At 57.3% G+C, this 21,797-nt stretch carries 26 protein-coding genes and 1 pseudogene; 26 read left to right on the top strand and 1 reads right to left on the bottom strand.

The annotated features are described in order from the left end of the window. The first annotated feature begins 22 nt into the window (after window positions 1-22). The 26 genes and pseudogenes from NM686_RS14645 (at window position 23) to istB (ending at window position 20,631) form a co-directional block, all read left to right on the top strand. Window positions 23-532, top strand: coding sequence for a host-nuclease inhibitor Gam family protein (locus NM686_RS14645; RefSeq protein WP_255190491.1), 510 nt, complete (start codon window positions 23-25; stop codon window positions 530-532). Then, the gene (locus tag NM686_RS14640) at window positions 532-711 is read left to right on the top strand and encodes a hypothetical protein (RefSeq protein WP_255190490.1); all 180 of its coding nucleotides are present in this window, start codon (window positions 532-534) and stop codon (window positions 709-711) included. Before NM686_RS14645 ends, NM686_RS14640 begins: the two co-directional genes overlap by 1 nt. Continuing rightward, window positions 708-1,160 carry a regulatory protein GemA gene (locus tag NM686_RS14635; RefSeq protein ID WP_255190489.1) on the top strand — a complete coding sequence of 151 codons (453 nt, stop codon included), beginning with the start codon at window positions 708-710 and terminating at the stop codon, window positions 1,158-1,160. Before NM686_RS14640 ends, NM686_RS14635 begins: the two co-directional genes overlap by 4 nt. 2 nt (window positions 1,161-1,162) lie before the next feature. Then, a complete protein-coding gene (locus tag NM686_RS14630) occupies window positions 1,163-1,564 on the top strand; it encodes a hypothetical protein (protein ID WP_269021843.1) in 402 nt (133 codons plus the stop codon). A gap of 356 nt (window positions 1,565-1,920) precedes the next feature. Beyond that, window positions 1,921-2,928, top strand: a complete 1,008-nt coding sequence (locus NM686_RS14625; RefSeq protein WP_255190487.1) for a phage protease — start codon at window positions 1,921-1,923, stop codon at window positions 2,926-2,928. 36 nt (window positions 2,929-2,964) lie between these two features. Next, window positions 2,965-3,861 carry a Mu-like prophage major head subunit gpT family protein gene (locus tag NM686_RS14620; protein WP_255190486.1) on the top strand — a complete coding sequence of 299 codons (897 nt, stop codon included), beginning with the start codon at window positions 2,965-2,967 and terminating at the stop codon, window positions 3,859-3,861. 105 nt (window positions 3,862-3,966) lie between these two features. Continuing rightward, window positions 3,967-4,614 carry a hypothetical protein gene (locus NM686_RS14615; protein WP_255190485.1) on the top strand — a complete coding sequence of 216 codons (648 nt, stop codon included), beginning with the start codon at window positions 3,967-3,969 and terminating at the stop codon, window positions 4,612-4,614. Next, on the top strand, window positions 4,614-5,117 hold the full coding sequence (locus tag NM686_RS14610; RefSeq protein ID WP_255190484.1) for a phage protein Gp36 family protein: 504 nt from the start codon (window positions 4,614-4,616) through the stop codon (window positions 5,115-5,117). The genes NM686_RS14615 and NM686_RS14610 overlap by 1 nt, the downstream gene beginning before the upstream one ends. A 1-nt stretch (window position 5,118) precedes the next feature. After that, on the top strand, window positions 5,119-5,607 hold the full coding sequence (locus NM686_RS14605; RefSeq protein WP_255190483.1) for a phage tail terminator protein: 489 nt from the start codon (window positions 5,119-5,121) through the stop codon (window positions 5,605-5,607). Then, window positions 5,604-7,064 carry a hypothetical protein gene (locus NM686_RS14600; RefSeq protein WP_255190482.1) on the top strand — a complete coding sequence of 487 codons (1,461 nt, stop codon included), beginning with the start codon at window positions 5,604-5,606 and terminating at the stop codon, window positions 7,062-7,064. The genes NM686_RS14605 and NM686_RS14600 overlap by 4 nt, the downstream gene beginning before the upstream one ends. 67 nt (window positions 7,065-7,131) lie before the next feature. Further along, window positions 7,132-7,497 carry a phage tail tube protein gene (locus tag NM686_RS14595; protein WP_255190481.1) on the top strand — a complete coding sequence of 122 codons (366 nt, stop codon included), beginning with the start codon at window positions 7,132-7,134 and terminating at the stop codon, window positions 7,495-7,497. Window positions 7,498-7,538: 41 nt separating this feature from the next. Continuing rightward, entirely contained in the window at window positions 7,539-8,879 is a 1,341-nt protein-coding gene (locus NM686_RS14590) for an SGNH/GDSL hydrolase family protein (RefSeq protein ID WP_255190480.1), read from the top strand. Between the two features lie 74 nt (window positions 8,880-8,953). Next, entirely contained in the window at window positions 8,954-9,256 is a 303-nt protein-coding gene (locus NM686_RS14585; RefSeq protein ID WP_269021840.1) for a phage tail assembly protein, read from the top strand. A 317-nt stretch (window positions 9,257-9,573) separates the two neighbouring features. Next, window positions 9,574-11,544: a phage tail tape measure protein gene (locus NM686_RS14580; protein ID WP_269021839.1), complete on the top strand. Its 1,971-nt coding sequence runs from the start codon at window positions 9,574-9,576 to the stop codon at window positions 11,542-11,544. Further along, on the top strand, window positions 11,544-12,728 hold the full coding sequence (locus NM686_RS14575; protein WP_269021838.1) for a DNA circularization N-terminal domain-containing protein: 1,185 nt from the start codon (window positions 11,544-11,546) through the stop codon (window positions 12,726-12,728). The genes NM686_RS14580 and NM686_RS14575 overlap by 1 nt, the downstream gene beginning before the upstream one ends. Beyond that, window positions 12,721-13,767, top strand: a complete 1,047-nt coding sequence (locus NM686_RS14570) for a phage baseplate assembly protein (RefSeq protein WP_255190476.1) — start codon at window positions 12,721-12,723, stop codon at window positions 13,765-13,767. Before NM686_RS14575 ends, NM686_RS14570 begins: the two co-directional genes overlap by 8 nt. Beyond that, entirely contained in the window at window positions 13,748-14,212 is a 465-nt protein-coding gene (locus NM686_RS14565) for a phage baseplate assembly protein domain-containing protein (protein ID WP_255188560.1), read from the top strand. Before NM686_RS14570 ends, NM686_RS14565 begins: the two co-directional genes overlap by 20 nt. A 7-nt stretch (window positions 14,213-14,219) precedes the next feature. Next, entirely contained in the window at window positions 14,220-14,618 is a 399-nt protein-coding gene (locus NM686_RS14560) for a phage GP46 family protein (RefSeq protein ID WP_255188559.1), read from the top strand. Next, window positions 14,615-15,661 carry a baseplate J/gp47 family protein gene (locus tag NM686_RS14555; RefSeq protein WP_255190428.1) on the top strand — a complete coding sequence of 349 codons (1,047 nt, stop codon included), beginning with the start codon at window positions 14,615-14,617 and terminating at the stop codon, window positions 15,659-15,661. The genes NM686_RS14560 and NM686_RS14555 overlap by 4 nt, the downstream gene beginning before the upstream one ends. Further along, on the top strand, window positions 15,661-16,236 hold the full coding sequence (locus tag NM686_RS14550) for a hypothetical protein (protein WP_255188557.1): 576 nt from the start codon (window positions 15,661-15,663) through the stop codon (window positions 16,234-16,236). The genes NM686_RS14555 and NM686_RS14550 overlap by 1 nt, the downstream gene beginning before the upstream one ends. After that, a complete protein-coding gene (locus NM686_RS14545; RefSeq protein ID WP_255188556.1) occupies window positions 16,229-17,065 on the top strand; it encodes a hypothetical protein in 837 nt (278 codons plus the stop codon). Before NM686_RS14550 ends, NM686_RS14545 begins: the two co-directional genes overlap by 8 nt. Before the next feature lie 8 nt (window positions 17,066-17,073). Further along, window positions 17,074-17,769 carry a DUF4376 domain-containing protein gene (locus tag NM686_RS14540; protein ID WP_255188555.1) on the top strand — a complete coding sequence of 232 codons (696 nt, stop codon included), beginning with the start codon at window positions 17,074-17,076 and terminating at the stop codon, window positions 17,767-17,769. A 130-nt stretch (window positions 17,770-17,899) separates the two neighbouring features. After that, window positions 17,900-18,088, top strand: coding sequence for a Com family DNA-binding transcriptional regulator (locus NM686_RS21820; RefSeq protein WP_407942360.1), 189 nt, complete (start codon window positions 17,900-17,902; stop codon window positions 18,086-18,088). Continuing rightward, window positions 18,054-18,818 carry a DNA adenine methylase gene (locus tag NM686_RS14535; RefSeq protein ID WP_255188554.1) on the top strand — a complete coding sequence of 255 codons (765 nt, stop codon included), beginning with the start codon at window positions 18,054-18,056 and terminating at the stop codon, window positions 18,816-18,818. The genes NM686_RS21820 and NM686_RS14535 overlap by 35 nt, the downstream gene beginning before the upstream one ends. 96 nt (window positions 18,819-18,914) lie before the next feature. Further along, window positions 18,915-19,823, top strand: a pseudogene (locus NM686_RS14530) (Mu transposase domain-containing protein); the annotation flags it as partial. Next, window positions 19,816-20,631 (top strand): IS21-like element helper ATPase IstB, encoded by an 816-nt coding sequence (gene istB, locus NM686_RS14525; RefSeq protein ID WP_255188553.1) that lies wholly within the window; start codon window positions 19,816-19,818, stop codon window positions 20,629-20,631. The pseudogene NM686_RS14530 and the gene istB, both read left to right, overlap by 8 nt. Before the next feature lie 130 nt (window positions 20,632-20,761). On the opposite strand, the gene NM686_RS14520 is transcribed toward istB, so the two are convergent. Beyond that, entirely contained in the window at window positions 20,762-21,772 is a 1,011-nt protein-coding gene (locus NM686_RS14520) for a DUF3150 domain-containing protein (protein ID WP_255188552.1), read from the bottom strand. Between the last annotated feature and the right edge of the window lie 25 nt (window positions 21,773-21,797).

Raw genomic sequence — 21,797 nt, 5'->3', positions numbered from 1 at the left:
AACCCCAACCATAGGAGCCAACATGGCCAAGAAACACAAAGCCCCGGCAGCCAGTTTTGTCTGTCAAAGCAAAGAACAAACCCAGATCGCTATCAAATTGTTGGGCGACACCCAGCGCGAATTGATCCGCATCGAAACCGAAGTGAACGACGAGATCGCCGCCATCACCGCCAGCCGCAAAGACCAGATCGAGGCCTTGAAAAGCCGTGTCGATAGCCTGGTGACCGGTATTCAGACCTGGTGCGAAGCCAACCGGGCCGAACTGTGCAAAGACGGCGGCAAAACCGCCAATCTGATCACCGGCGAAGTCAGCTGGCGTCAGCGGCCGCCCAGTGTCAGCATCCGTGCGGTGGACAAGGTGCTGGAAACCCTGAAGGCGCTCAAGCTGGAGCGTTTCATCCGCACCAAGGAAGAACCCAACAAGGAAGCCATGCTGGCCGACCCCAAAACCGTGCAAGGCATTGCCGGCATCACCATCAACAGCGGCGTGGAAGATTTTGCCGTTGTGCCGTTCGAGCAGGAGGTGGCGTAATGGACCGCATAGCTACCCAAGAACGCATTCAAGAACTGCGCCTACGCGCCAAACACCTGCGCGACGCCGCGCAGCATGCCGACAGCCGCGCCGCCTACAACGAGGATATGCGGGCAGCCGCCAGGGCGGAGGATGAAGCGGACGAGCTGGTAGCGCAACTGCAGGACGCGCAGTCATGAGCGACCTCATAAAGCACTATCGGCAACTGGTCGGCATCGCCAACAGCTGGGCCGGTAAACACCTGCCGGGCTGGGATGACGACATGCATCGCCAACTGTTGTCCCGCCACGGCGCCACCGGTCAAAACGGCCGCGTCAGCGCCAGTACGCTCAATGTGCCGCAGCTAGCGGCAGTGTTGGACGACTACGCCGCGCGCGGCTGGCCACGGCGTAAAACCTACCAGCCGGCGGCGGCCGCCAAACCCAACAAAGTCACGCCGCAGATCGGCATGATCGTTAAACTATGGGGCAAGCTAGGCCAGGCCGGCAAAGTCAACAACGCCGGCCGCCCGGCGCTGCTGGCCTTTTGCGCCCGCCAAACCGCCCACAATGTCCCCGACCTGGATAGCCTGACGCCCGAAGAGCGCCAGGCCATTATCGAAGCCCTGAAAGCCTGGATGGCACGCTAAAAATGGATTTCCCCGACGTCGCCCCCGAACTGTTAGCCACCCTGCCGCCCGTATTGCGGGCGATTGTGCGCGCGCTCGGGTTTGTTCGCGCCCAGGAATGGCTGCGCGACCATGGCGGCGTCAATGTCCATATTCCTCTGCACAAATCCTCGGCGTTATCGCTGACCGATGACGAGCTGGCGCGGCTGGCCCATACCCTGCAACCGCACCTGGACGCCAACCGGCGTTTTACTTGCCCAAAGGCAAACAAGCTGTTGGCTGTTCACCGTAACCACGCCATCACCGCCAATATGCATAAAGAAAGCATCGCCCAGCAGGCGCGAATGTACAACCTGTGCTCAAGGCAAATCCAAAATATCCGCCGTGAAGCCGACGACTGGAATATGAGCATATTCGATTTATGAACAAGCCTCTCGGAGGCAAAGGCTCCAGCGGGCGGTGAGCCAGCCACCAAAACACCCGCAATCGACCCGGCGCATTTACCTCCCGTCGGCGCATCGATCGGCATGGCCCCACGAGACGGGGCCAAACGAATCTGAGGCGATTTAAGCGCCGCGCGCGACCAGGTCGCCATCCTTGCCTAGCCCAAAATTGTTTAAACGCGTCTGCGGGCTTTTAAACGGGTTTTGAACGCGGTTACAAACGCGTTATCACGCGATACGCAATCGTATACTAGAACGTATCCCCTGGAAACATTTCCAGCCTGATCAAACACCCCTCAAACCCGGACAATCGCCTCAACTGATTTTTTGAGGCCGCTATGTCCAAACCCGCTGTCAAAGTCGCATCCCTTGCGTTTGAAATTGCCGCTGCCGGCACCGTGCCAACCGAAGCGCATTTGCTGCCGGTCGGTCCGTTTCGCGCCGCCGATGGTCGTCCGGAAGACTGCGAGGCCTGGCAGTTGGACGCCGAGATTGCCGCAAATGTGATTCAACGCCTGCGCGACCGCAAAAACGACACTCTGATCGATTACGAACACCAATCCCTGCGTTCCGAGTGGAACGGTCAGCCGGTGATTGCCGCCGGTTGGTTTCACGACATGGCGTGGCGCGATGGCAAAGGCCTGTACGCTGTGGGTGTGGATTGGACCACGACCGCCCAGCAGCGCATCACCGACAAAGAGTATCGCTACATCAGCGCCGTTTTTTACTACTACAGCGCCACAGGTGAAGTGCTCGACGTGATTTCCGTCGCACTCACCAATACCCCCGCCATTGATGGCCTGGACGGCCTGGACGATGACGACGGCATGGCCGCCCTTTCGAAACGCTTTTCCTTACCCAATCTCAACCCGGAGACCTCCGACATGCCAAGACCCGAAGAAGAACTCGCCGCGCTGCGCGTGACGCATGCCCAAACCGAAACCTCGCTGGCGGCGTTGACTGCCGAGCGCGACACATTAAAAACCCAGCTGGCGGCATTGACAACCGAGCGCGACACATTAACCACCGAACTGGCCGCGCTGAACAAGCAAATCAGCGACGCCAATGCAGCGGCCGAAGCGCAGAAAAAAACCGACCTGATTACCGCCGCCTTGACCGATGGCCGCATGGCGCCGGCGCTGAAGCCTTGGGCGGAAAAACAAAGTTTGGCCGCCTTGACCGAGTTTTTGGAGACCAGCGGCCCGCTGCCCATTACCCAGCGCCAGGCCAGCGACGGCCACACCACCGGCACCGCTGCGCTCACCGCCGAGCAAAAGGCCATTGCGGAAAAAATGGGCGTGACGGAAGAAGAGTTCCTGGCCGCGCAGAAAAAACACGCCCGCTAATCGCCGGCACCGATTACCTGACTTTAGGAGCACACGATGCTGACACAAGCGCAAATCGACGCACTCAAAACCACGCTGCAGGCCAATTTCGATAAAGGTCTGGTCAATACCCCGAGCAATTGGAAGATGATTGCCCGGTTGATGAAGTCCACCAGCAAAAGCTCGACCTATGCCTGGTTGACCAAATGGCCGTCTTTCCGCAAATGGGTCGGCGCGCGGTTGCATAAAGCCATTGCAGAAAAAGCCTACACCGTCACCAATGACAAGTACGAGGCCACCATCGATGTGCAGCGTACCGACGTGGAAGACGACGACTTCGGCCATTACGCCACCGTGGCTTATGGTCACGGCGAAGCCGCCGCGCGCTTGATGGATGAGATCATCTTTTCCGCGCTGCTGGCCGGCTGGTCTACCAACTGTTACGACGACCAGTTTTTCTTTGACACGGATCACCCGGTTTATCCCAACACCGACGGTACTGGCACGCCGGTCTCTACGTCCAACATTCAGGCCGGTGCCGGTGCGCCGTGGTACCTGTTTGCGCCCAATGCGCCTGCCTTGATCCTGCAAGAACGCGTGCCGGCCAAGCTGGAATCGCAAACCGATGGCAATAGCTCGACCAACGTGTTCGAAAACGACGTGTTTTCGTTTGGCGGCCGGTGGCGCGGTGCGGCGGCCTATGGCTTTTGGCAATGCTGTTACGGCAGTAAGGCCACCTTGGACGCCACCAACTTTGCCGACCTGTATAACCGCATGCTGAGCCAGGTGGGCGATGGCGGCATCAAGTTGGGCACGGTGCCGACTTTGCTGGTCTGCGGCCCGACTAACCGCGTGGCGGCGGAAAACCTGTTGTTGCGTGATCGTCTGGCGACGGGCGAAACCAACATCAACTACAAAAAGGTTGATTTGCTGGTAACCCCTTGGGTTGCGTAATCATGATCCGACGTAGGCTGGGTAGAGCAAAGCGAAACCCAGCACAAAGCCATCACGCTGGGTTGCACGTTGTTTAACCCAGCCTACATCCAATGGAGAATTGAGATGCCTAAATTATATGCCCGCGTAAACCTACGCACCGATCTGGAAAAACGCGACCGCGCCGGCCTGCGTTTTACCCGCAACTGGCGCGAGCTGGACGGGATTGATGATGCCACCCTGGCGGCGTTGCAAGAAGACCCCTATTTGGAAGTGAGCGACTCGCCGACCGTGTTGGTCGAAGTTGCCGCCGCCACCCAAACCGGCGCGATTGAAACCGCACAAGACCCGAATAACACACCCGAGAGCCTTGCAACTGATGAGGGATCGACTGGGGAGACAGCGGCGGAAGGAACCGATACCGGTACCGCCTCCCCGGAGGCCAATGCGGCCGAAGCTGAAACGGAAAATGATGAAGCCATTGAAACGGGCGAAACCGCCCCGGCGGCAGATGCCGCAGACGCTGTAGCGGATGGCACCGCTGCCACGGAAGGCGAACAACAAGCGAACGTCGAAGAAAAAACCGAAGCCGATCCTCGTATGGATGCCATCAAAGCCGCCATTGCCCAACTGGACGCTAACAATGCCGAGCATTGGTTGAGCGACGGCAAACCCGGGATCGATGCCATTACGGCCTTGACCGGTTTCAAAGTGCTGGCCGCCGAGCGCGACCAAGCCTGGAACCAAATCAAAACCCAAGCGGCGGCTGAGTAATGCCCTTCGCTACCCGCGCCGATCTGTTGGCCCGTACCAACGCCCGCCGCCTCGCGCAACTGGCAGTGCCGGCCGACATGGTGATGCCTCCGGAAGCCGCGCTGCGCGTCGCCATTAACGGCGGCAGTTTGGCCGTCTACAGCGCTGACGAGCAAACCGCACTGGCCGGTGCGCTGGATGCGATCGACAAAGCCTTGGCTGATGCCGACCAGGTATTGATCAGCGCCGGCGTTCCGGACGGTACCCAAACCAGTCTGCTGGCGCGGATGGCGTCGACTATCGCCCTGTTTTATTTGCAAGGCGCGGAGCGGATGACCGCCGAAGTGCAACGGGCTTACGACGGCGTCATGGACATGCTCAAGATGTTCAAGCGCGGCGAGCTGGACTTGGTGCCCGCACCGCCACCCGGCCCGCTGGACCCGGTCGTATCCGATGACCTGGTGCAGTTCGAGAGTTCAACCCGGCGTTATGGCAGCGCGACAACTGTAATCGAGGACTGGTAACGTGATCTCGTTGACACCGGTACTCAATCACCTCAAGCCCAAGCCCGCCCATTTTGACGGCGCCTGGTTTCGCGATTTCGGCCTGGCCGCCGAGTTTGCCCAAATCGAGCCGACCGCCTTACCGCTGCCGGCGATTTGGCTGGTCCGCGCCGCCGACAAATCCGATGCCGCCGATAACGAAGGCCGCGCCGAGGATATGACGCTGGCGTTCGATGCCATCATCGCCATCGAGAACACCCGCACCCAGCGCGCCGGCGAAACCGACGACGTGTTGCTGGCCTATCGACACGCCGTGCGCAAGTTGCTGCAAGGCTGGGAGATAGAGGCCGACATCACGCCGATCCGGTTCGTGGGCGGCAAGGTGCTGGAATACACCCAGCAGGACATTTACTGGGCAGACCGTTACCAATTCGATGCCCTGATTACCAACTATTTACCCGACCCCGGCCCGTATAGCGAGCTGGTTTACACCGGAGCACCCGACCTATGACTATCAGTTACGACTACATTCCGCAGGCGCTGCGCTACCCCGGCGTCTATATCGAAATCGACGGCAGCCAGGCCGGCCTGGGCGACGATATTCCCGCCGTGCTGCTGGTCGGTCAAAAATTGGCCGCCGGAACCGCCGTGGCCGGCGAGATTACCCGGATCAGCTCGGTGTACGACGCGGTGCAAAAAGCCGGCGCCGGCTCGATGCTGGCGCAAATGGCCGCGCGTTACCGGGCCATCGACGAAACCCTGGACTTGTACATGCTGCCGTATGCCGACAACGTGGCTGGCGTGGCCGCGACCGGTACTATCACGGTGACCAACGTCGCCACTGCCGACGGCACCCTATCATTATATATAGGCGGCAAATTGGTCAGCGTCGGCATTGCCAGCACGATGACCACCGCGCAAATCGCCACCGCGATTGCCGCCGCGTTTACCGATGCCGATATTCCGGTCACGGCCGCCGCCGTGGCTAGCGTCGTGACTTTGACCGCCCGCCACAAAGGCACCTGCGGCAACAACATCGATTTGCGCTTGAATCTGTATGGCGAACTCAAGCCGACCGGGCTGGGGCTGACCTTGTCGGCCATGGCCGGCGGATCGGGCGACCCGGCGCCGGGCGATTTGACCACGCTGTTGGGCGCCAACCGCTGGTACCGCTATATCGCACTGGGCATCAACGACGCCGCCACCCTGGCTGCCTGGCACACCGAAAGCCAGCGCCGTTATCAACCGCCGGTGCAGGCCGGCTTTAGAGCGTTTACCGCCCATCGCGGCGATTACGCGGCGGCAGCCGGCTTTGGCGAAACCAAAAACTATGAGCACATTTGCATGCTGTCGTTGGAGATCAACCCAACCCCCACCTGGGAAGCGGCCGCGATCGTCACGGCAGCGGCCGCGCCGAAGTTGTACAACAACCCGGTGGAATCCCTGGAAGGCACTACCTTGACCGGCATGATCGGCACGACCTACCACGACTGGACCAACGCCAACAGCCTGCTGTTTAAGGGTATGAGCGTGATGCAGATCGGCGCGGATGGCAGTTGCACCATCAAGCGCCTGATCACCCTGCACCAGAAACGGCCGGACGGCTCGCCGGACGATGCGTATCTGGACGTCAACACGCCGGAGGTGCTGGAGCGGATTCGCTACGTGCAGCGCATGGGCGCCATCAAGGCCTTTGTCGGCACGGCGGCGGCCAAGACCAACGAGGGCTATAAACCCGGATTGCGCATTACCACCGAGGATTCGGTGCGGGCGTATCTGCTGAGCCTGTACCAGAACACCTTGATGCGCGAATACGGCTGGGTGCAAAACTATGCCTATTACAAAGATACGCTGGTCGTGGAGCAAGACCCGACCAATCCGAGCCGCTTCAACTATTTGGACAAACCGGTACTGCTGTCGCCGTTCTACATCCTGGCCGGCCGGGCACAGTTTGCCAAGCGGGTTTAACCCCGATCCAACAGGGTTCCCACGCTCCGGCGTGGGAACACAGCAGACATTTTTGGAGATTTAAACCATGGCTGAATTAAACAATATCCGCACCGTTTCGGTACCCTCCATCGGCAAACTGCCGCTGGCCAAAGAGCCCGGCACCTTTACCCCGTCCGGCGAAACCCGCGACCATGTCCCCGGCCGGCTGCCGGAAGACGGCGGCTACAAAACCTCCAGCAGCCCCGCCAAGCTGGATCTGAACATCAATCTGCAAGCCGGCGTGGATATGGATGCGATCAACAACATCAAGAACGAAGATGTCGTGGTGCGCCTGACCAGTGGCCAAGTCTATATGATGCCGCAAGCGTTCCGCGCCGGCGAACCGGCCGGGTTTGGCGAGGGTGAAAGCAAGCTTACGCTGATGAGCAATACCTCAGAGAGGATTGCGTAATGGGCAAGCGACGCGCACGGGAGATTTGGGAATATGACTCGATGGCCGAGTTTGAGACTGATGGTGGGGCGGCTGGGTATGAGGATGGTATGGTTAGGATTAAAGGGATACTGTATTTATGCGACGAGTCAAGGTTGCATAGACTGTCAATATCAAACCCTAAAAATAAAGTCGCTATCGTAGGAGATTCATTTGATGAGCGCGCAAAAATCACTGATACAGCTGGCTCGTTGTCGACTGAATCTTATGCGGTCTGGAATTTAACAAACTTACTGATGAGTCAACGGTTGGACTTTATCCACATTGACGGCATAAGCGGAACTGGCGCATTAACTGGAGCCTCTGTTTACAGGAACAGAATCGGAGCTGCCATAGCATCTGGCGCTCATTGGTGTGCTCTGCGAGCAAGCGTCAATGACTTCAATCCAGGCACAAAATCATTTGATGAATTAGTTGCTGAATATAGCTATTTGTTTGCAACGCTCAATGCCGCAGGGATGCGGGTTATCTCAAACACGGTTGGGCCATCTAATCAGCTAGACACCACCGCGAAACGCTCGGTTTGGGCCAAATTCAATCAGTGGATGCTGCATACAGCGCCACGTTTGTTCGATGTTGTCGTGATTCCACAGCATTATCAATGCGCCGATCCGGATGTATTAACGGGTGCGGCTAAGAGCACATTGGCGGTTGATGGGTTGCATCCTGATTTGCCGGGCGCATTTTTAATTGCACAAACAGCCGCTAGCGTGCTTGACCCTTACCTACCCAACAAATCCCCGTTGTTTGGTATTGCCGCGTTGGGAACAGCAGACGAAACGGCTATCGACCCGAATTCTATAAACATTGGTACGTCAGGCGCAAAAGGCGCAAACGTGACAGGTAATGTCGCAAACGGCTTTAGCATCAGAACTACCGCAAACGGTGGCACTGCGGTTGCGTCAAAAGTGGCGCGCACTGATGGTCCGGGCTACTGGCAACAAGTCGTATGGACGCCAGACGGGGCCGGCAAGCTACTGGATTTTTATTCAAACGGTTCCGCCATTGCTTTAAACGCAGGTTTTGCAATTGGTGATGTCGTGCAATATCTCTGCGAGATTGAAGTCGATGCCGGCAGCAACCCGGCGAATGTGCACTATCCATACATTTTGATCACATTTGCAGGCGCAAATAAAACAGCAAAAGGATTTACGACTAACTCAATACACCCGGCGCTCAATAAGGCCGGCTGGCGAGGCGTCATAGCAACTCCTAAAATGGCAATACCAGATGGGACGACAGGTATTTATATTCAAACCTCTTTTTACAGCAAAATAGCCGCCGAGGTAACGGTGCGATTTGGACAGCATGCGATGATCAATCATAGCAAGACACTAGCTTAGACAAACCCGCAACCCGTAAGGCGGAACGCATCGCGGTTCCGCCGAATGGCATCCAACTACACAAGCAAAACACCATGCCAAAACTCATACTATCCACGCCGTTAAATCTCGGCAAAAAACAAATCACAGAACTCAGCTTTCGCGACTACACCACCGCCGAAGATTATCTGTCCTTCGACCAGCGCGGCGGCGTGGCGCAGCGGATTGCGTTGATTGCGTCGTTGACCGGCACCGACGAAGCGTTGATCAAGCAGCTGCGCGGGCCGGATTATGTGCGGGCGGAGCAGATCGCCAGCGACATGCTCGAGGCGGATGCGGCGGTGGCGGCGCAAACAGCCGAAAAAAAGTCATCAGAATCCTCACCGCTGTCGGATTAGTCGCGCGCGGCCTGCATCAGCCGCTGCCGGTCATTAAAGCCCTGCCGTTGGTCGAGTTGTTTATGTGGGCCAAGATGGCGGCGGCTATGGAGGGGCGGAAGTTTGATTAGCCCCTGGTTCCCACGGTCCGCCGTGGGAACCCATACCGGCACTAAAGCACGCTATGCATTCCCACGCGGGAGCGTGGGAACGAGTAAATACACACTCACCCCGGCCCTCTCCCAAGGGGAGACTATATCCCTGGAAACATTTCCAGCCTGATCATATCTGCTTTATCCCCGTAAACTCCGGTTACATCCCGTATCCGGAGTTTTTTTATGTCCAATCAAGTCCCTGTCGAGTTACGCATCAAGGTATCGGACGCCGGGGCATCTTCGGCGATCGACAAGGTTGCCAAACACGTCGAAAAGATCACCCGAGATGCTGAACAGCGGGTCAACCAATCCAACAACAAGCAGCGCCAAAGCTACGAGCGCCTATCCTTGGCTCGCGAGCAGTTGGGCATGCGGTCGGAAAGCAAAATCCGCGAAGAAATGCGGAAAACCGTCAACGCTTACCAAGAACTTAGAAAATCCGGCACCGCAAGCCAAGATGAACTCACCCGCGCCGCCGAAAAGACCCGGCAAAAGATCACCCGACTGACCAATGAAATGGGCAAGCTGACGGCCGAGCAGCAAAAAGCCGCCAAGGCCGCCAAGGATTTTGAAACGGCGCAGGGGCGGATTCGCGGCGTTGTGGCCGGCACCGCAGGTCTCATTGCTGGGACGTACACGCTGAAACAGCCTGTGATGAATGCAATGAGCTTTGATGAGCGATTGGCATTGGAAGCCAACACCGGTTATGCGGAATATAACTATGCCGGCAAAAAAATGGGTGAAGATGCCATGCGCGCGGCGATAGTCGAAGCGGTTAAAAACGGCATGACCAAAGACTCGGCATTGGATGCATTGCATACGTTAATTTCAGGCAATCAGGTAGGTGGCACTCAAGGCGCTATCGATTTATTGCCATTTATTGCCAAGGTTTCAAGCGGACAAGGTGCAGCTGGCGAGGATGTATCAAATCTGTTAACTACGTTGATGGGTAGCGGTTACGCCAAAAATCTGGATCAAGCCAAGCGCATGGTTGAGCAAGGTGTAGGCGCTGGTAAAGCTGGACAGTTTGAAATGGTCGACATGGCGCGTTACCTGCCTGAATTGTTGCCAGATGCCAAGAACGCAGGTTTAACCGGCCAAGCGGGCTATGAAAAGCTGCTGGTTTGGTTGCAACAAGCACGCGGCAAGGCCGGCACATCACAAGAAGCCGCCAATAACGTTAAGAATGCTTTGGCAAAGCTGCAATCAGACGATACCGCGAAAGCATTCGACGATGCTGGACGGGGTGATCTTGGCAAAATGTTGATGATGAAAGCAGCGCAAGGTATCGATCCAGCCACTGCTTGGCAGCAAGTGATTCAAAGTGAGATTGATAAAAATCCGAATCTGAAACCGGCCATGGCAAAACTAAAGTCTGCTAAAAGTGTTGCTGATCAAGATGCAGCGATTGAATCCATCAAAAGTATGGCGGGTGGTCAAGGATTGGCAACGTTCTTTAGAGACATGCAAGCCAAGTCCGGCATGATCAGTTTGCTCGATGTTGATTTTGGAAAACAGGTGGCTGAATCAATAGCGCAAGCCGTAAGAGATGGCGCGGTGAATAGCGATTTTGGTTACATGGAAACCAAAAGCGGCTTTAAGGTGCGCCGCGCTGGGGAATTGAAAGATCTGGGCGAGTATGCCGCCGCCGACCGGTTGACGCCGATCATTGGTGATTTGGCGGATAAGTTTTCCGACCTTTCAGCCAAGTATCCAGAGCTGACAGGAGGCACTACACTCGCTACATCCGGGATTACCGCTGTAGCAAGTGCTGCCGGTTTTACGGCATTAGCGTTGGGCACGTCTGGCGGTGCTGGTGGTTTGGCCGGGGCCGCCACGATGACGGCTTCTAAATTGGTAAGTGCTGCTGGTGTCATTTCAGCGGCTGTGGCGGGTTTCGAATTCGGGTCAACCGTAGTTAAACCGGCAGTAGATAAAGCCGTGCAGTATTTTTCAGATGCCCCGGATGCTACGCTCAGCACATTCGCTTATGACGTCGTCGAATCAGCAAAAAATCTAGTGCATGTCGTGATAGAGCCTAAAGACATGGGTTACTTGGCGCGCGTCGATAAGCAAAAATCGCGCGGTGTAGCAAGCCACGAAGTCAAAAGCAACACCGGCAACATCCGCACCGGCGCACCAGGATCACCCTAATGAGTTACCAAGACCGCTGGCAAACCGCCCAATTCCGCGACCTCGAGTTTTTGACCGACAGCCACGACGCTAAAGGCGGCCGCCGCCTGGCGGTGCATGAGTTTCCCGGCGCGGAGTGGCCGGTGGTGGAGGATTTGGGCGGTCAGGCTAATGGCTGGACGCTGAACGCCTATTTTATCGGCGCGAATTACGACACCGCGTGCGATGCGCTGATTGCCGAATTGATCAAGCCCGGCGCGGAGTGGCTGATTCATCCGTGGCTGGGCCGGTTGTGGGTGCGCGCCCGCAGTTGGAGCCGGCGCGAAACCCATCAGGAGCAAGGCTTTTGTACGCTGGCGATTGAGTTTGTGCCGGGGGGCGAGCCGCCGCCGGTCGCAGAGCCGGATAAGGTGGATGCCGCCGCTGCGGCGATCGAGGGTTTTGCCGACGCGGCCGAGGCGGATTTCGATTTGTTGACCATGAGCGCCGATGGCTTGAATGCGTTTGTCTCGACTGTGCAAGGCGGTCTGGAAATGGTCAGGCAGGCTATTGCGTTTGCCGCACTGCCGTTGAGCTGGGCGCAGCAGGCGTTGAATTTGGTCAGCGGGTTTAAGGGTGATGTCGGCAGTCTGGCGGCGACGCCTGACCGCTATGCCGCCACCTTGCGCAGCCTGACCCATGCCGTCGGCCTGGGTGATGTCCAGGGCAACACCAGCGCCGATGCGGGGGGTATCTCGCTTTCCGCTAGCGACCGGCCGCGCTGGGTGTCTCGCTTGACCGCTTTGTCCAGCCGTCCCGCGTATGTCGTGACCGGCGTGGCGGCCACCGATAGCGCGGTGCGTGGCAATCTGGCCCGTGAACAGGCCTTGCAAAGCCGGCTGTTTTTAACGACCGCCATGCAGGCGACGCTGGTGGACTTTGCCGCCGAGGCCGACCGGGACGCTGCGCTACAGTCTATTGACGCGGCTTACGATGCGTTGCTGCCGGCCTTGCCCGATGCGGTGTTTCAGGCGGCGATTTCGGCGCGAGCCGCGTTGATGGACGCGGTGATGGCGCAAGACCTCAAGCCGCAGCAGATCCGCGACATCGTATCGCCGTTGCCGTCCACGGTTTTGGCGCATCGCATGCAGATCGATGAGGCTGTGTTGATTGCCCGCAATGGCGTGCGGCATCCGCTGTTCGTGCGGGGGCGTGTGTATGGTTGAGATTAAATTCAATGGTCAGCGCTATGCGTACTGGCAGCAGGTGCATATCTCCGCGTCGGTGGATGATCTGGCCGCCTCGGTGACGTTGGCGGTGACCCGGCCCGGTACTGGCCAGCGTTTGGGGGTGGATGCCAATACCGTGATCGAGGTGTTGATTGAAGGCACGGTGGTGACGACGATCCGCCCGGATTCGATTCGCCGGCATGTGGACGCAAACAGCCATAGCATCGACATCGAGGCGCGCTCGTTGGGCCGGGAGCTGATCGATTGCCAGTATTCGCAAACCCTGTCCGGCTTGAGTTTGGATGAGATTGTAAAGCGGCTTTGCAGTACGTTTAACGTGCCTGTGCAAGTGACGGCAAAAGCGGCCGTGGTGCCGGACTTTAGTTTGCAATGCGAATCGCCGGCCAATGCCTTGATCAATGCGGCCCGTGCGGCCAATTTATTGTTGTACGCCACGCCGGACGGCGGTTTGCTGTTGACGGAACCGAGCAGCGCAGCGCCGGTGGCTACGCTGGTGTATGGCGAGCATATCGAGAGTTACACGGTGGTGGATGAATACAAGCTACGCTATTCCGATTATTTGGTGAAGGGGTATGACTACCGGAATGACTTGGCTTTGAAAGGCGCGGTGAAGGATAGCGGTATCACGTTTTTTCGCCCGCTGCATATCATGGCCGACAAAACCGGCCAGGGTGTGGGCGGTTGCGACCGGCGCGCTACCACGGAGCGCAATCGGCGTCAGGCACGGGCCAATCGGATTGATTTGGAGGTGGTCGGCTGGACGCATGCCGGCGGCGTGTGGGATATCAATAGTCAGGTGCGGGTGATCATCCCTGATGAAGACATAGACGGTGTGTATCTGATCGGCGATCGCGCGTTTACCCTGGATGATCAGCGCGGCAGCATGACCCGATTGAGCGTGATGAAGCGTGAGGCATTCCTGGGCGATCCGGCGCCGGGCAAAGCCAAGAGAGGTGCTAAACATAAGGCTAAAAGCCAGGACGAGAGGCTGATTTATGCAACAGATTTGGAATAGGCTGCAGTTGCTGTTTGCGCATGGCGTGGCAACGCTGATTGGCCAGGAAAAACTGCAGGCCAGGATACTGGATGGCGAGGTGCTGAACAATCTGGCCAGGGTGGAACCTTACGGCTTCAGTTACCGGCCCAAACCCGGCGCGCAGGCTTATTTGCTGTTTCCGTCCGGCGACCGCTCTTATGGCGTGGCGATCGTGATTGGCGACAAGCGTTATCAGTTGGAGCTGGTCGAAGGGGAAGTGGCATTGCATGACGATATTGGACATGTGGTGAAGTTAGGCCGCAACGGCATAGCGATCGATGGTGGGGGGCATGACGTGACAATCGCGAATGCACCTAATGTGTTAATACCAGACGGTGACGTCATCGTCGGCAATATCTCCGTCCTGCATCATTTGCATAAAAACGTACAACCCGGTAGTGGCAATTCCGGCGAGCCGGTGTGAGGTATTCATGTTGAAACTGGTCCAAATCGATAACGGCGTGTTCGACCTGGTGTTTGACGACCCGGCGCTGAACGATGCCGAGGCGGCGATTCAAACCCTGGTGTATGCGGTGCTGTTCACCGACCAGGAAGCGCCGGACAGTCGGGTGCCGGATCGTTACGAGCGGCGCGGCTGGTGGGCCGATCCGGCTGCCGGTACCGGCATTTGGCATGTGCGCCGGCAGCCTTTGAGTCAATCGGCCCGGCGCGAGGCTATTTTTAGGGTGGAGCAAGCCTTGATCGATCATGGTCTGTCTGATGTTTCGGTCACGGAGGACCCGGCCGGCGCGGGAAACGTTTCCGGCGTGTTCCTGCGTATCAGTGGTTTGCATAATGGCCGCACCTTTACTCTGAGTGTGCCGTTGTGACCGATTACGTTCGCCCCCGTTATGCCGAGCTGAAAACCCGCATCGAAACCGACTTGGCTGCTGTGCCGGCGGTGTTGCGCGGGCCTTTGTCGGCCGCCTGGGCGCGGGCCTGCCACGGCCAGCATGGTTATCTGGAGTGGATCGATAAGCAATGCTCGCCGTTGACCTGCGAGCTGGAGCGTTTATATGACTGGGCGGCGCTGTATGGCGTGGACCGGTTATCCGCCACCCAAGCCACCGGCAATGTGCTGGCGACCGGCACTATCGGTACCGCGCTATTGGCCGATACCGTGCTGCGCGGTCAAAACGGCCTGGATTACACGGTATTGGCGGCGGTGACGCTGGGCGCGGGTTCCACGCCGGTGGCGGTGCGCTGCAACACGGCCGGCAGCGCCGGCAACCTGATTGCTGGCCAAACCTTGACGCTGGTCGATCCGGTGCCCGGTGTTGCCAGTACCTTGACGGTTGACGGCGCTGGCCTGACTGGCGGCGCGGAAATTGAAACCCTGGAAGCCTGGCGGGCGCGGGTGACCGACGAGTGGCGCACGATGGTGACGCGCGGCGCGCGCTCCGGCAAGCCAGACGACTACCGGTTTTGGGCTAAAACCGCGCATCCCTCCGTGACGACCGCGCTGGTGCAGCCGCAAGTGTTGGGCATGGGCACGGTGATCGTGCGGCCGATCTGTAACACATTGACCGACCGGCAGCCAACGCCTGCGGTATTGGCTGCCGTCATCGCCTTTTTACTGGATATTGCCCCGGCAACGGCCGATTGGAGTGTTGTCGCTCCGATCGTGCATGCCGTAACGGTGTCGATCGATCTATTTCCCGGCTACGACACGGTTGATAACCGCAACGCGATTGCCGCGGCCCTTTCGGCGCTGGTGTTGGCCGAATCCAGCGAGACGTCATTGCTGGCCTTGGCCGAGATCGATGCCGCGATCGCCACGGTGACTACCCAATATACCCGCATCGCGCCGGTGGCCGATATCGCCATTGGTGCTGGCGAAGTGTTCGTACTGCAACCTGTGGTTTGGGTCTGATGAAGATAGTCACGCATTCGGTGGCGGATTTTGCCGACGTACAAAAAGAGCTACTGCCGCCTGGCGCCGCCTGGGATTGGCCGGCTGGCGGTTTGGGCCGTGATCTGTTGTTAGGCATGGCGGCTGAGCTGGCCCGCGTCGAGGCCGCCACTCAAGCGGTGTTGGATAACGCTATCGAAACCCACCGCCCCAAGATCAGCAGCTGGCACATCAGCGAGTATCGCAGGGTGGCGAGTGAGGCGCTGGCCGGCGTAACAGAGGCCATGCCGCGCAAGATGTTCGGCGTCGGCAGTCACGTTGGCGACAGGTTGTGGAGCGCCAATGGTCCGGCTACGACGTTTCCGGTCGATTTGGTGCGGGTCGATCATTTGCTGACTCGGCCGTTGAGAGCCGGCAGCCGGGTTGGGGACCGCTGTTGGAGCCATCGCGGCCGCTACATTCTGCGGGTGCGTTATTACCGGTCGGTGGCCGATCCAAAGGTTTTATGGGATGCGCTGGCCGATTTCAAGCAAGCGCACGTTTATTTATGGTTTGAGGACATCACCGGCAGCGGTGGAGAGGTGAGTTATGCGTAAGATCAGTGGCGCCGGCCACGTGTTGAATCAGTTTGTCACCGAGGATGCCGCCACGAATCGGCCGCCGACCGAAGTGACGGACATTTGGCTTAACGACGTGCAAAACGAGTTGGCGGCGGCGGCTCAGAAAGATGGGGCGGCGCTGGGTGAGTCGGATCATCAGTTGGCGGATGTGCTGGGGGCCAGGATTCGGCATTTTGCTACTGGCGAGGCCTTGCCTAACGCGAATATCGGCCCAATCTGGCATGACGACTATAACTCCATCATGATCTGGCAGGCGTTTACCGCCAATGGGGCGGCTTATACCGGCTATGCCAGTGTGTTGGTGGGTAATCTGTTGCTGGACACCCAGCCGACCCCGCGCGCGGGCTACATCAAGTCTGGTGTCGCTAATTTGAGCCGCACGGCCTATGCCGCCTTGCGCGGTTGGGCGATGCATAACGGCATCATGGTAGCCGAAGGCACCTGGGCAGCCGGCACGATTGCCGTTAAAGACAATGCGGACGGGACGACGTTCACGGCGTTTGATGTAAGAGGCGAGTTTCCGAGGTTTTTGGATGATGGGCGCGGGGTTGATTCAGGTCGGGCTATCGGATCGTGGCAGAGTGGCACCCAGTCAACATTTGATGCGGTTTCGGATAGCACTATGGCGGGTATATCTAGCAATTCAAGTGGTCGTGCAGGTATTGGATTAGATGCGTATCCAGAATATACATCCGGCACATATATACACACAATTGGCGGGGCAACAAACAGTGCTGCTGTGACTGGGTCTCTAGGTACGACTAGGCCGCGAAACATTGCTCTACTCGCCTGCATCAAATATTGAGATTAACCATGCAAATCTATCACTACCATCCTGTAACCCACGAAGTTACAGCAACCGGCGTGGCCGACGCATCGCCACTAGAGCCTGGTGTTTTTTTAGTACCGGCCAATGCCACCACCATTCAACCGCCGTCGGTTTACGCAAATCAAGCCGCAGTTTTTAACGGCTCGGCCTGGGAGGTTGTGCCGGATCATCGCAGCGCGGTTTACTACCTCGCAGACGGGTCCGAGCATCGTATCGAGGAACTGGGTTTGGCGCCGCCCGAGCATGCGTTGTTTACGCAGCCGTTTGCCTTGGATGGTTTGCTGTCCGCAATCGACCGTGAGCGCAATCGCCGCTGGCGTGCGGGCGTGCCGGTCACGATTGGCGGGCAACAAAAATGGTTTCACTCAGACGAGTTCTCTCTGGTGCAGCATTTGGGGCTTAAGGATAAAGCGCGCGATCTGTTGGCGGCGGGCGGTGCTTTGTCCGATAACCTGACCATTGGCGGTCTGCCCGTGGTTTGGTCGACCATGGACGGGACACAAGTAACGATTACGGCTCAAGTCGCGTTCGATTTGGTAGAGGCCGCCGGCTTTCAGCAAGCGGCGATATTCGCGGCGGCTGAAACCCATCGGGCCGGTGCTTTGGCTAGTGCTACACCGGAAACCTACGATTATTTGCAGGATTGGCCGCTTGTCTTCGGCGAAGCGATCAATCCTTAATGTTTAGACGGTGCGACTTGTCCGGGTGTTGTCGCACCCGAACAAGCCACCTTTCGCAGGGTGAGCTGCTTCAGGCCTTGGCACCGTGCTGTGCACACAGCTAGCTAAGCCTAGACCAAAGTGGCTTTTTATGGAAACGATACGTTGCGGTCATTGCGACCGAAAACTAGCCGAGGCGCAATATTTGCGCCTGGCAATCAAATGTTCCCGCTGTGGAACGCTCAACGATTTGAAGGCCGTCGAGCCTCTAACCCGCGCGCCGCGAGCGCCTGATGAGAATTGCGATGGTCAAACCAATTATTCCGTGGATCGGCGGTAAGCGCCGCTTGGCTAAACACATACTGCCGTTGTTTCCGGCTCACGGCTGTTATGTCGAGCCTTTCGCTGGCGGTGCCGCGCTGTTCTTTATGAAGGATCGCGCCGACGTCGAGGTTTTAAATGACATCAATGGTGATTTGGTGAACCTTTACAGGGTCGTCAAACACCATTTGGAGGAGTTTGTCCGGCAATTTAAATGGGCGTTGGTGAGTCGGCAGATTTACGAATGGCTTAAGCAATCGCCGGGTGAACCCTTGACCGATATTCAGCGCGCCGCGCGGTTTTATTATCTGCAGAAAATGGCTTTCGGCGGCAAGGTGGCCAATCAGACCTTTGGCACGGCCACGACCAGTCCGCCCAGGTTGAATCTGCTGCGAATAGAGGAGGAATTGTCGGCGGCGCATTTGCGGTTATCGCGGGTGTTTATAGAGCATGTTGCCTGGGATGATTGTATCCGTCGCTATGATCGACCGCATACCCTGTTTTACATGGACCCACCTTATTGGGGCACGGAGGGTTATGGGGTCGGCTTTGGTCTTGATCAGTACGGCAAGATGGCCGAGCTGGCCGTGTCGATCAAAGGCAAGATGATCGTGTCGGTGAACGATATTCCGGAAATGCGGCAGGCGTTTGATGGGTTGTTTATCGAGTCTGTTGGTATTGATTACACCGTTGGCGGTGGTGAAAAAAGAAAACCGTCGCGCGAGTTGATAATCAGAAATTTTGAGTGAATATTGCGCGTCCTGAATTCAAGCCATTTATGCGTTTATTCCCCGTCCTGAATTCAAACGCATTTTGTCCTGAATTCAAACGCGCTTTACTGCATCGTCAATACGCGTTTTGCGGCAATGACGGCGTATTACTTGTTCGATCCTGACTTCTGCAATGTCGCATCCGGCTGGGAAAAAGGCATCGTTGAGAAGAATGTGCAGGATAGCCGGCGGCGCATTTGGCTGGATGCCAGTCAACAATGTTTTGCCAGCTTTGCCGAGTTGAATGAGTGGCTGGAAGCCCGTTGCCGAGCCTTGTGGACGGAACTATCTTGGCCGGAGCGCCAAGGGTTAACGCTACAAGAGGCGCTGGAACTGGAACAACCGGAGTTGATGCCCATGCCTGGCGTGTTCGATGGTTACATTGAGTTTGTGGCTCGTGTATCCAGCACCTGCTTGGTGACGGTGAAACGAAACCGCTATTCGGTGCCTTGCCGTTTTGCTAATCGACGGATCAGTGTGCGCTTGTATCCGGAACAGCTTGAACTCTATGCCGACGATGCCTGGATTGCCAGCCATGTGCGACTGTTGGATCGCGATCAGGTCAGCTACGATTGGCAACACTATCTGCCGTTATTGGCGCGTAAACCCGGCGCGTTACGCAATGGTGCGCCCTTTGTTGAGATGCCGAAACCGTTGTCTTCTTTGCGGCTCGTGTTAAACAAGCGCCCTGGCGGTGATCGAGCGATGGCTGATCTTTTAGCCTGCGTACCCCGGCAAGGGCTGGATGCGGTGTTGGCGGCGGTTGAGTCTTTGCTGGCCGCCGGGGTGATCAGTATCGAGCAGGTCAAACATCTCGTGTCTACGCTCGCCGGGGACGGTCAACCGCCTGCCGAACCGCAGACGGTAATCACGCCTGACGTCTTACAGATCAAGGATGCGCCCATCGCCGATACCGCGCGATATGAGCAATTGCGCGAAGCGTTCGACTTAGCTCTGGTGGATCAGGAGAACGGCGATGCGTGATCTGGAAGCGGAATTGAAATCTCTTAAACTCTTCGGCATGGCCTCAGCTTACGCCGAAGTCGCCAGCCAAGGCGGTGCCAAATTGCAATCCTCGGAATGGTTGCTGTGGCAACTACTGCACGCGGAAATCGAGGATCAACACATTCGCTCGATTCGGTACCAACTTCAAAGCGCACGATTCCCCGTGCATCGCAACTTGGCCGGTTTTGACTTTGAGCAAGCCAAGGTGGATCGCGTCTTGGTGGAACAACTGGCGAGCGGCGCCTTTATCGACGCCGCCCATAACGTGGTGCTGGTGGGCGGCACCGGTACCGGCAAGACGCATCTGGCCACCGCGTTCGGCGTCAAAGCCGTTACTGACCACAGCAAGCGCGTCCGTTTTTATTCCACCATCGATCTGGTCACACAACTCGAACGGGAAAAGGCCGCTGGCAACCAAGGCAAATTAGCCTATCGCTTGATGCAGGTCGATTTGATCATCTTGGATGAACTGGGCTACTTGCCGTTTTCCAAGGATGGTGGCGCGTTGTTGTTTCACTTGTTATCGAAGCTGTACGAGCGAACCAGCGTGGTCATCACCACCAATTTGACCTTTGCCGAATGGCCCAGCGTGTTCAGTGATGCCAAAATGACCACCGCCTTATTGGATCGACTGACGCACCACTGCTATATCCTTGAAACTGGCAACGAATCCTATCGCTTCCGGCAAAGTTCTGAAGAAGCCAAGGCTCGGATACAAGCGAGAGAGCAAGCTAAACGCAGTGGAAAAACACCGGAAGATATCGCCTACGAGGAAAATCCGTTTTAAAAATCCAGCTTGGAAACGGGTAGCAAGACTACCGATTGTTATCCGTTTCCTTTACACTTATCCACAGCCGGTGACTTCAAAAACCGGCTCCGCCCCCTGGTCAAATTTCAACCGGTACGGTTGGTCAATTTTATACCGGTGTCAACACGGTAAAATCCGGATCGCTCGAAATGGTCTCTGCAATGACAGGGATGACGGGTGTTGGTGATTCTGGCAATTCGGATGACTCGGGTTCCGTTGGATCGACGGTTTCTTCGACATCAACGTCAGTATCGGTCGCTAGCTCCGGTGCAGGCGCTTGCGCCGCCAACAATCCTTCACCATGCCGCCGGGTTTTATCCGGATCGGCCAGCAACATCGCCGTGGCAAGAATTTCCTGCAGCAGACTACCTTCGATCGATCCCCGACTCGGGATCTTGCCGAGCAAATCGTCAATGGTCGCCACCACCGGCGCCACGCGATGGTCCAGAAAACACAAACCATCGAGCTTGTCGCGGATGCGTTTGATCGGCCTGAGAGGGTTGCGGGTGACTTGTTCCTTACCGAGTAACGATTGCTCGACCAGCAGGTTGGCGTCCACCGCAATTTCATGGAACATCTGCTCGCTTAACGAACCGATTTTGCTGTCCAGGCGTTCGGTATCCTTATCCGGTAACTGGTCGGGTAGGGCGACCGACACCACAAGATAATCGAACGCCAAGCGGGTTGCGACCAAAGCCACCGAGTCGATGGCTTTTTCGATGATGCCGGCAAATTCCGGATGTTTGACCATCCAGTCTTGTACCGCAGCATCGTAGCCTGCCAGAAACTCGGCCCGTGCCAGGGCAAAGTCCCCGGCGATACGATCCAGTTCCGCCGTGACCTGTGCCGCTGCCGCGACCGGTACGATGAATCCGCCCAGAAATCGGGTGCCGACGCGTAAACAAATGCGTTCGGCCTCCTTCTTCAGGCGGTTGAACACCGATAGACGATCCGGATCAAGCAAGCGCTTCGAGCCCAAACTGGCCAAATCCTCCGGTGGCAACTTGCTACCGTCGGCCAGTACCAGATCCTCCTTGTTGAGCTTTTTGCGCGCGCCGTAAATCGTGGCGTCGACTTTGACCAAGACCACTTGGTCCAGAATGAGTTGGGTGTGTGTCATGTGTACCTCCTTTGGAAGAAGGCAC

The sequence above is a fragment of the Methylomonas rapida genome, assembly GCF_024360925.2.
GTDB classification, from domain to species: domain Bacteria; phylum Pseudomonadota; class Gammaproteobacteria; order Methylococcales; family Methylomonadaceae; genus Methylomonas; species Methylomonas rapida.
The sequence above is the reverse complement of the archived record's forward strand: the minus strand, read 5'-3'. Positions and strand labels throughout refer to the sequence as shown.